Source organism: Streptomyces sp. NPDC059524, assembly GCF_042749255.1.
Taxonomy (GTDB): Bacteria; Actinomycetota; Actinomycetes; order Streptomycetales; family Streptomycetaceae; genus Streptomyces; species Streptomyces xanthii.
This window is the reverse complement of sequence record NZ_JBHYTK010000098.1, coordinates 21,904-30,189: the sequence shown is the minus strand read 5'-3', so window position 1 is coordinate 30,189 and position 8,286 is coordinate 21,904. Positions and strand designations below refer to the sequence as shown.

The 8,286-nt window shown below is 75.6% G+C and carries 7 protein-coding genes; 5 read left to right on the top strand and 2 right to left on the bottom strand.

Going from position 1 to position 8,286, the window contains the following annotated elements:
• Both ACFW9D_RS25000 and ACFW9D_RS24995 read left to right on the top strand, forming a co-directional pair.
• On the top strand, window positions 1-1,005 hold a 1,005-nt coding region (locus tag ACFW9D_RS25000), incomplete at its 5' end, for a beta-ketoacyl-[acyl-carrier-protein] synthase family protein (RefSeq protein WP_384625026.1).
• An 83-nt stretch (window positions 1,006-1,088) separates the two neighbouring features.
• Window positions 1,089-1,550, top strand: a complete 462-nt coding sequence (locus ACFW9D_RS24995; RefSeq protein WP_188336146.1) for a hypothetical protein — start codon at window positions 1,089-1,091, stop codon at window positions 1,548-1,550.
• 14 nt (window positions 1,551-1,564) lie between these two features.
• Here ACFW9D_RS24995 and ACFW9D_RS24990 read toward each other — a convergent pair whose 3' ends face one another.
• Window positions 1,565-2,890 (bottom strand): SWIM zinc finger family protein, encoded by a 1,326-nt coding sequence (locus ACFW9D_RS24990; protein WP_384625022.1) that lies wholly within the window; start codon window positions 2,888-2,890, stop codon window positions 1,565-1,567.
• 184 nt (window positions 2,891-3,074) lie between these two features.
• Entirely contained in the window at window positions 3,075-5,993 is a 2,919-nt protein-coding gene (locus ACFW9D_RS24985; protein ID WP_384625020.1) for a DEAD/DEAH box helicase, read from the bottom strand.
• Window positions 5,994-6,190: 197 nt separating this feature from the next.
• Between ACFW9D_RS24985 and ACFW9D_RS24980 the strand changes: the two genes are divergently transcribed.
• The 3 genes from ACFW9D_RS24980 (at window position 6,191) to ACFW9D_RS24970 (ending at window position 8,285) form a co-directional block, all read left to right on the top strand.
• Window positions 6,191-6,784, top strand: coding sequence for a histidine phosphatase family protein (locus ACFW9D_RS24980; protein WP_384625017.1), 594 nt, complete (start codon window positions 6,191-6,193; stop codon window positions 6,782-6,784).
• A 302-nt stretch (window positions 6,785-7,086) separates the two neighbouring features.
• On the top strand, window positions 7,087-7,710 hold the full coding sequence (locus ACFW9D_RS24975; RefSeq protein ID WP_384625014.1) for a hypothetical protein: 624 nt from the start codon (window positions 7,087-7,089) through the stop codon (window positions 7,708-7,710).
• A 137-nt stretch (window positions 7,711-7,847) separates the two neighbouring features.
• The gene (locus ACFW9D_RS24970; protein ID WP_223205888.1) at window positions 7,848-8,285 is read left to right on the top strand and encodes a thioesterase family protein; all 438 of its coding nucleotides are present in this window, start codon (window positions 7,848-7,850) and stop codon (window positions 8,283-8,285) included.
• Window position 8,286: the final 1 nt, after the last annotated feature.

Below are 8,286 nucleotides of genomic sequence, written 5' to 3'. Positions count from 1 at the left end.
TCGCAACAGGCGGCCTTCACCGCGGCGGCCGAGGCCTGGGCCGACGCCGGTGCCCCGCAGACCGACCCGGACCGGCTCGCGGCGGCGATCGGCACAGGCATCGGCGGTGTACGGACGCTGCTGAAGGAGGACGACACCCTGGAGGCGGCCGGGACCCGGCGTGTCTCGCCGCGCACGGTGCCCATGCTCATGCCGAACGCGGCGGCCGCGCTGATCAGCATCGAGTACGGCGCCCGGGCCGGCGCCTACACGCCCGTCTCGGCCTGCTCCTCGGGGGCCGAGGCGATCGCGCTGGGCGCCCGGCTCATCCGGGCCGGCGAGGCGGACGTCGTCATCGCGGGCGGCACCGAGGCCGCGCTCACCCCGATCACCGTCGCGGGCTTCACGCAGGCGCAGGCGCTGTCGCGGCACACCGGCGAACCCGCTTCCGCGTCCCGGCCGTTCGCCGCCGACCGCAGCGGTTTCGTCCTCGGCGAGGGCGCCGCCGTCCTGATCCTCGAGAGCGCCGAGCACGCCGAGGCGCGCGGCGCCCGCGTCCACGCGGTGCTCGCGGGGGCCGGCATCGCCGCCGACGCCCACCACATCACGGCGCCCGCCCCCGACGGCGCCGGCCAGGTCTCGGCCATGCGCAAGGCCCTCGCCCAGGCCGGTCTGGCCCCGGAGCGGATCGGCCACGTCAACGCGCACGCCACCGGGACGCCGGTCGGTGACGCCGCCGAGGCGCGCGCGATCCGGGAGGTCCTGGGCCGCGCCACCGTGACCGCGCCCAAGGCGGCGCTCGGCCATCTCTTCGGCGCGGCGGGCGCGATCGAGGCGCTCGTCGCCACCCTCAGCGTGCGGGACGGCGTGATCCCGCCGACCCGCAACCTCACCCCGTCCGGCGTCGACCCCGCCATCGGACTCGATGTCGTCACGGAGCGCCGCGACGTCCCCCAGGAGGCCGTGCTGAGCAACTCCTTCGGCTTCGGCGGGCAGAACGTGTCCCTCGTCCTGCGCCGGCCCTAGGCCCCGTCCGCACTCGACAGCGGGGGACCGATCGGGTTGAGTTCGTGCCGGCCGGTGTTCGGTGAGTCGAGGGGTGCGAGGCGATGGAAGCGGCGCTGATTGCCGTGCTGGGAACGCTGTTGGGGTCCGTGGTCACGCACTTCTTCCAGGGGCGGGCCACCGTGCGCAGCGCCGAACTGGCGCGGGCCGAGCAGATGCGGCAGGAGCGGATCTCCTGCTACAGCGCGTTCGCCGGAGAGCTGCACGACTACCGGCGGGCCCAGAACGACCGCTGGTACCGGGCCCACGAGGACGGCCCCGGCAGCACCGCCGACGCCTCCCGCTTCGCCTCCTACGAGGCCCGGATCGCCGCCCGCGCCGCGCTCACCCGCGTCCAGCTGGTCTGCGCGGACCCCGCACTGCGCGAACTGGCCGCGCGAGCCTTCCAGTTCACGCACTGCATGCACGAGGCGACCGACGAGGCCGACCGCGACCGCCGCTCCCGCGAGGCGAAGGCGGCCCTCGACACGTTCGTCACCCGCGCCGGACCGACCGTGCACCGGTGACCGGTGACCGGTGATCAGGTGAGGCCGAGCAGCGAGTCGAGTGCCGCCACCGGGTCCGGGGACGGCTCGCCGCGGGGCCACCAGTCCTCGCGGCCGGGGTCGGACTCGTAGCCGTACCAGCGGCCGTCGCGGCCCAGGCGGAGCTGGAGGGACGGGGTCGACAGGCGGTTGCGGCGGGGGCGGAACTCGGGGTGGCCCGTGGCGAGGAGCGCGGGGCGGGCGCGGTCGAAAGGCCCGGCCGGCGGGTCCCACTCCTCCTCCAGGACGCCGAGGCCCGCGAACCCGCCCTGACGCCAGGCGGCGACCGCGCGGGCGAGGTCGCCGGGGGTGCGGCCGGTGCCTCGGGCCAGGGACGCGTACAGGGTGCGGGTCGCCGCGGTGAGGCCGGAGCCGGGGTGTGCGGCGGCGAGCCGGACCGCGTCCTGCCACGGCGTGAATCCGGCGAGCGGGTCGACGCCCGTCGTGAGCAGGGCGTGGGCGCGGGCCGCCGCCTCCGTGGCGAGGAGGTCGAGGGCGAGCGGGTCCGGGGCGCCGGGCGCCTGCGGGTAGGACGGCGGGCGCTCGGGGTGGGCGGGCGGCGGGAACTCCGGAGGCAGGGCGGGCAGTCGGGCCGCGTCCTGCGCGAACACGTCGCGGGCGGGGCGTGAGTCGAGGTCCGGCCCCGAGGCCTCCGCTCGTGACTCCTGCTGCTCGCGCGCCGTGTGCGTGGCGTGCCGCCGGGTCAGGTCGGCGAGCAGCTCCTGCTCGCCGCGGCCGCGCAGCAGGAAGAGGACGAACGGGTCCTCGTCGATGAGCCGCGCCGTCTGGTAGCAGAGCGCCGCCGCGTGCTTGCACGGGTGCGCGCGGTCCGGGCAGGTGCACTCGGGGGTGAGGTCGTCGACGGCGGGCAGCAGGTCGGCGGTGGCGGCGAGCGCGTGCGGCACGTCCTTGTCGAGCAGGGACGCCATGTGGTCGGGGCGGGAGACCGCGGTGTCCAGGAAACGCTCCCAGGCCTCGTCCGGCAGGGTGCGCAGCCGCAGTTCGGCCCGGTAGGGGCGGGGGCGCGAGCCGTGCACGTACGCGACGACGCGGCCGGGCGTGACGGTGATCGCGTCGACGTGGCCCCGGTCGGCGTAGGCGCGACCGCGGGCGAGGCGGGCCGGGTCGAGGGCGGTGTCCTCCAGGGCGTCCACCCACGCGTTGCCCCACCAGGTGAGCGCGAAGGCGGTGCTCGGCCGGGCGCGGGGCGGCAGCGGCGGGAAGGTGCGGCGGGTGTCGGTGTGCCGGGCCTGCGCCTGCTCACCGGCCCGGGCGCGGCCGGGGACGTGCGCGGCGGGGCGCCGGGCGCGGGCGGGGCTCATGAGGGGGCACTTCCCTTCGCGCTCAAGGCTGTTGGCTTCCCGTGCGCTTCCCTGACGGTTCGGTTCCGGTGCGCGCACATGACGGTGCGGCTCCCGTGCGCGCCCATGACGGTTCCTTTCCCGTGCGCGCCCCTGACCGTGCGCTTCGCCCGCGCGCTCATGACCGTGTGCTTCGCCCACGCGCTCATGACGCGTCCCTGCGCAGGGAGACCAGGTCGGTCAGCTCGCGGTCGGACAGCTCGGTGAGCGCGGCCTCGCCGGAGCCGAGCACGGCGTCGGCAAGGGCCCGCTTGCTCGCGAGGAGTTCTGCGATGCGGTCCTCGACGGTGCCCTCGGTGATGAGCCGGTGGACCTGGACGGGCTGGGTCTGTCCGATGCGGTAGGCGCGGTCGGTGGCCTGCTCCTCGACCGCCGGGTTCCACCAGCGGTCGAAGTGCACGACGTGGCCCGCGCGCGTGAGGTTGAGCCCGGTGCCCGCGGCCTTCAACGACAGCAGGAAGACAGGCACTTCACCGGCCTGGAACCGGTCGACCATGCGCTCGCGATCGGCGACGGGGGTGCCGCCGTGCAGCAGCTGGCAGGGGATCGCACGCGTGGCCAGGTGGGTGGCGAGCAGCTTGGCCATGGACACGTACTGGGTGAAGACGAGGACGGAACCGCCCGAGCCGCCCTCCCGTCGCCCACCACCGCCCTTCTGAGGAAGTCGCTCCGCTCCCTCGTAGAACTCGGCGACGATCGTGTCGAGGAGTTCGTCGAGCAGGGCGAGCTTTCCGGAGCGGCCGGCGAGCCGGGGCCTGCTGTCCTCGGCCTCCGCCTCCTTCAGGTACTGCGCCGGGTGGTTGCAGATCTGCTTGAGGGAGGTGAGCAGCTTCATGACGAGGCCGCGGCGGCCGATGCCCTCGGCGGCCTCGATCTGCGCCATGGACTCGCGGACCACGGCCTCGTACAGCGAGGCCTGTTCGCGGGTGAGCGGGGCCGGGTGGTCGGACTCGGTCTTGGGCGGCAGCTCGGGGACGATGCCTGGGTCGGACTTCTTGCGGCGCAGGATGAACGGGCGGACGAGCCGGGCCAGCCGCTCGATCGCCTCCGGGTCCGTGCCGCCGTGCCCCTGGAGCGGGACCTCACCCTCGACCACGCGCGCGTGCCGGGCACGGAACGCCTTGAGCGGGCCGAGCAGTCCGGGGGTCGTCCAGTCGAGCAGGGCCCACAGCTCCGACAGGTTGTTCTCCACCGGGGTGCCGGTGAGGGCCACGCGCGCGGGGGCGTCGATGGTGCGCAGCGCCTTCGCGGTCGCCGAGTGCGGGTTCTTGACGTGCTGGGCCTCGTCGGCGACGACCATGCCCCAGGTGTGCGCCGCGAGTTCGGCCGAGCGGGTGCGGACGGTGCCGTACGTGGTGAGGACGAAGCCGCTGGAGTCGAGTGTGCGGGCGCTGCTGTGGAAGCGGGTCACGGGGACGCCGGGGGCGAACTTCTCGATCTCGCGCTGCCAGTTGCCGAGCAGGGAGGCGGGGCAGACGACGAGGGTGGGGTGCGGGCGGGCGCGGCGCAGGTGGAGGGCGATGAGGGTGACGGTCTTGCCGAGGCCCATGTCGTCGGCGAGGCAGCCGCCGAGGCCCAGCGAGGTCATGAGGTCGAGCCAGGCGAGGCCTCGCAGCTGGTAGTCGCGCAGGGTGGCGGCGAGGCCCGGGGGCGGCTCGACGGTGTCGAGGCCGCGGGTGAGGCGGTCGCGCAGCTCGGCGAGGCGACCGGTCGGCACGGCGGGGACGCGCTCGCCGTCGACCTCGGCCTCGCCGGTGAGCGCGACGGCCAGCGCGTCGACGGGCTGGAGCAGGCCCAGCTCGCGCTTGCGGGCCTTGCGCACGAGGTCGGGGTCGACGACGACCCACTGGTCGCGCAGCCGGACCACCGCGCGGTGCGACTCGGCGAGCCGGTCCATCTCCCGCTCGGTGAGCGGGTCGCCGTCGAGCGCCAGCTGCCAGTTGAACGCGAGCAGTTCGTCGCTGTCGAAGAACGGGGTGCCGTCGGTCGCCGAGCCCGGCGCGGCCTGGGCCCGTACGACGGCGGTGGCGGTGAGGGAGCGGGCCAGCTCGCGCGGCCAGTGGACGGCGACACCGGCCTGCGCGAGGCGCCCGGCGCCCGGCCCGAGGAGGTCGATCAGCTCGCTCTCGCTCAGGGCGAGGACGTCGGGCACGTCCTGCTCCAGGAGGCGGCCGAGCGGCGGCCAGGCGGCGACGGCACGGCGCACGGCGAGCACGGCGTCGATCCGGGCGCGCGGTCCGAAGTGCTCGTCGGCGTCCCCGGCCCACAGGGCGGCGGCGTCGACGACGCGCGTGGGGTCGGCGAGGCTGTGGACCTGGACGACCGCGGCTCCGGCGCGCCGCTCCCCCGCCTCCTCGGGCGTGGCGTCCTCCTCGGCCGCGTCGAAGAGGGCGTGCTGCGCGAGGTCGAGCCGGAGCGAGACCTTCACCCCGGCGTCGAGCCCGGCGGCCGCCTCGACGGCCCAGGGGCGCGCGTGCGGGAGGTACTGGGCGGCGGCCGCGGCGAACGGCGCGCCGGCCGCGTGCGCCGCGGCCGGGGTGCGGGGCAGCGTGTCGGCGACGGCGTCGAGGAACGCGCGTACGAGGGCCTGGGGCTCGGGCAGCCGCAGCGGGCGGCGGCCCGGGAGCGGGGTCGCGTACCCCTCGGGCGGCAGGGCCGCGGCGATGCCCCGGATCTGCGCGACGTCGTCCTCGTCGAGCGGGCCCGCGCGCCAGGCGTCGTGGTCGGAGGCGGTGAGTCCGGGCAGCATCCGGCCGCGGGCGACCAGGTGCAGGGCGTGCGCGGCGGCGGCGCCCCAGGCGGCGGTGGCGGGGTGGGCGGCGCCGGTGCGGCGGGCGCGCAGGAGCAGCGGCAGCGCGTCGGCCACGGACAGCACGCGCGCGGGCACCTTGCGCGAGCGCACGCCGGTGCCGTGCGGCCGCACCACCGTGATCTCCTCGTCGGCGCCGGGCGGCCCGGCGCCGTCCGGGCACCAGAGAGCGATGCGGCCCTCGCGCGGCAGGGGCGCGGGCAGGAAGACGGCGGCGACCTCCGCGCCCACGGCCTGCGGCTCCGGCGGTGTCACGCCACGTCACCTCCTCCTGGTCACTGCTCACTGCTCACGTCCGGTCCGCGTCCCGTGCGGCCCGGTCTCCACGACCCGTACGACCTTACGGGCCGGGTCTGACAATCACGGTCCGCGCTCCCCGGTCCGCGCCGGGGAGCGCGGACCGGGGAGAATGGCCCCGGACCTGCACGAGACCTCATGAACAGGCGTGAACCTTGGGTGATCTGCTCCTCGTCCGGCACGGCGAGACCGAATGGGCGCTGAACGGACGGCACACGAGCTGGACGGACATCCCGCTCACGGAGAACGGCAGGGAGCAGGCGCGCCGGGTCGCGCCGCTCGTCGGCAGCTACCACGTGGGGGCGGTGTTCACGAGCCCCATGCGGCGCGCCCGGGACACGGCGAAGCTCGCGGGCCTGGACCAGGCCGTGGTGGACCCGGACCTGTGCGAGTGGGACTACGGCGGTTACGAGGGCGTGACGACGCTGGAGATCCATCGCACCCGGCCCGACTGGTTCCTGTTCGACGACGGGGTGGCGCCGGGTCCGCCGGAGCATCCGGGCGAGACGCCGGAGCAGGTGGGGGCGCGTGCGGACCGGATGCTGTCGAAGGTGGACGCGGCGCTCGCGAACAACGAGGGCAGCGTCGTGCTCGTCGCGCACGGCCATTTCCTGCGGGTGCTGACCGCGCGGCGCCTCGGCCTGCCGGCGTCCGAGGGCGCGCACTTCCTGCTGGCGACGGGCACCGTGAGCCGGATCAGCACGGAGCACGGCCGTCCGGTGATCGCGGGCTGGAACCTGCGGCCCTGAGCCAGAGCTCGACGGCCCCGGCAGCGTGGTCGGCACTGTCGGCGTGGCCGACCGTGTCGGCGTGATCGGACCTGGCGGCATCACCCGCCCTGTCGGCATCACCGGCCGCGTCGGCGTGATCGGCTCCGCCGGCGTGATGGGCACGGTCAGCGCGGCCGGCCCCGTCGGCGTGATCGGCCCCGTCGGCGTGATCGGCCCCGTCAGCGTGGCCGGCTCTGCCGACGTGATCGGCGCTGTCCGCGTGATCCGCGTGATCCGCGTTGTCAGTGCTCCCGTGCACCATCGTGGTCAGGAGGTGTGCCATGACCAGACCGCCGACCGCCGCCCAGCGGCGGATCATCGACGCGGCCGATCCGGAGACGGGCCGGATCACGGGGAGCGAGGCCCAGCTGGCGCGGCTCGTCGTGCTGAAGCTGGCGTTCCGGCATCCCCGGCCGCCGCACGCCCACTTCCTGACCCCGGAGGGCCACCGGCTGCGGGAGGCGGGCCCGGAGCTGCCGCCGCCACCCGAGCCGGAGGCTCAGCGGGACGGGCGGTTCCGGGCGCGGCTTGGCGGCGAGCCGGACGCCGTGGCCTCGCCCGCGCGGACCCGCGAGGTCCGCACGGCCTGGCAGGGACTGCTCGAGATACGCCGGATGACGAATCCGGACGGGGCGCTCGACCGGCCCTGCGCGTGGGAGCGCGGCCGGCTCGAGCACGCGGCGGCCCTCGCCCTGGAGGCGGCGGGCCGGGAGCCGGCGAGCACCGCGGCGCCGGGTTACCGGGTGACGTCGACGCCGCAGCCCGAGGCGGTGTCGGTGCACCATCCGGACGCGGCGGGCCTCGCGGCCTGCGCGGCGACGCTGACCGAGGCCGGCTGGCAGGTCAGCGAGCACGCCGGGAAGCGGGGCGAGCGCTGGCTGCTCGCCTCGCCCAGACGCACGTAGCGTGATCCCCTGCTCCGGGCGGAGGCGAGGAATGCGGGGCCGGTCCCGGCTGTTGGCCTCGTCGAGAGGCCTGAGCAAGCGCTCAGGCACAGGGGCAGGCAGACATGCAGCGCAGGGCGCGCGGCGAGAGGAACATCGTGACCGATCCGCACAACAGCGAGCCGTACTCCGTGCACATCCAGGTCCGGGGCTACGAGACGGACTCCCAGGGACATCTGAACCAGGCGGTCTACCTCCAGTACGCGGAGCACGCGCGCTGGTCGGCGCTGCGGCACGGCGGCATCGAGCAGGGCGACCTGCTGGCCCGGGGCGTGGGCCCGGTGGCGCTGGAGACGACCATCCGCTACCTGCGCGAGCTGCGGGCCGGCGACGAGGTGGACGTGGACTGTGTCTTCGAGTGGGGCGAGGGCAAGACGTTCCGCATGCGTCAGACGGTGCGCAAGGCGGACGGCACGGTGTCGGCGGAGGTGTCCGCCGTGGGCGGGATCCTGGACCTGAAGGCGCGCAAGCTGGTGCCGGATCCGCGGCAGGTCTTCAAGGAGCTGTCGGCGGACCCGGGCGTTTTCGGCCTGTAGG

Coding starts and splice junctions, on each gene's coding strand:
- ACFW9D_RS24995 (WP_188336146.1), top strand. CDS start 1,089: ATGGAAGCGGCGCTGATTGCCGTGCTGGGAACGCTGTTGGGGTCCGTG.
- ACFW9D_RS24990 (WP_384625022.1), bottom strand. CDS start 2,890: ATGAGCCCCGCCCGCGCCCGGCGCCCCGCCGCGCACGTCCCCGGCCGC.
- ACFW9D_RS24975 (WP_384625014.1), top strand. CDS start 7,087: ATGACCAGACCGCCGACCGCCGCCCAGCGGCGGATCATCGACGCGGCC.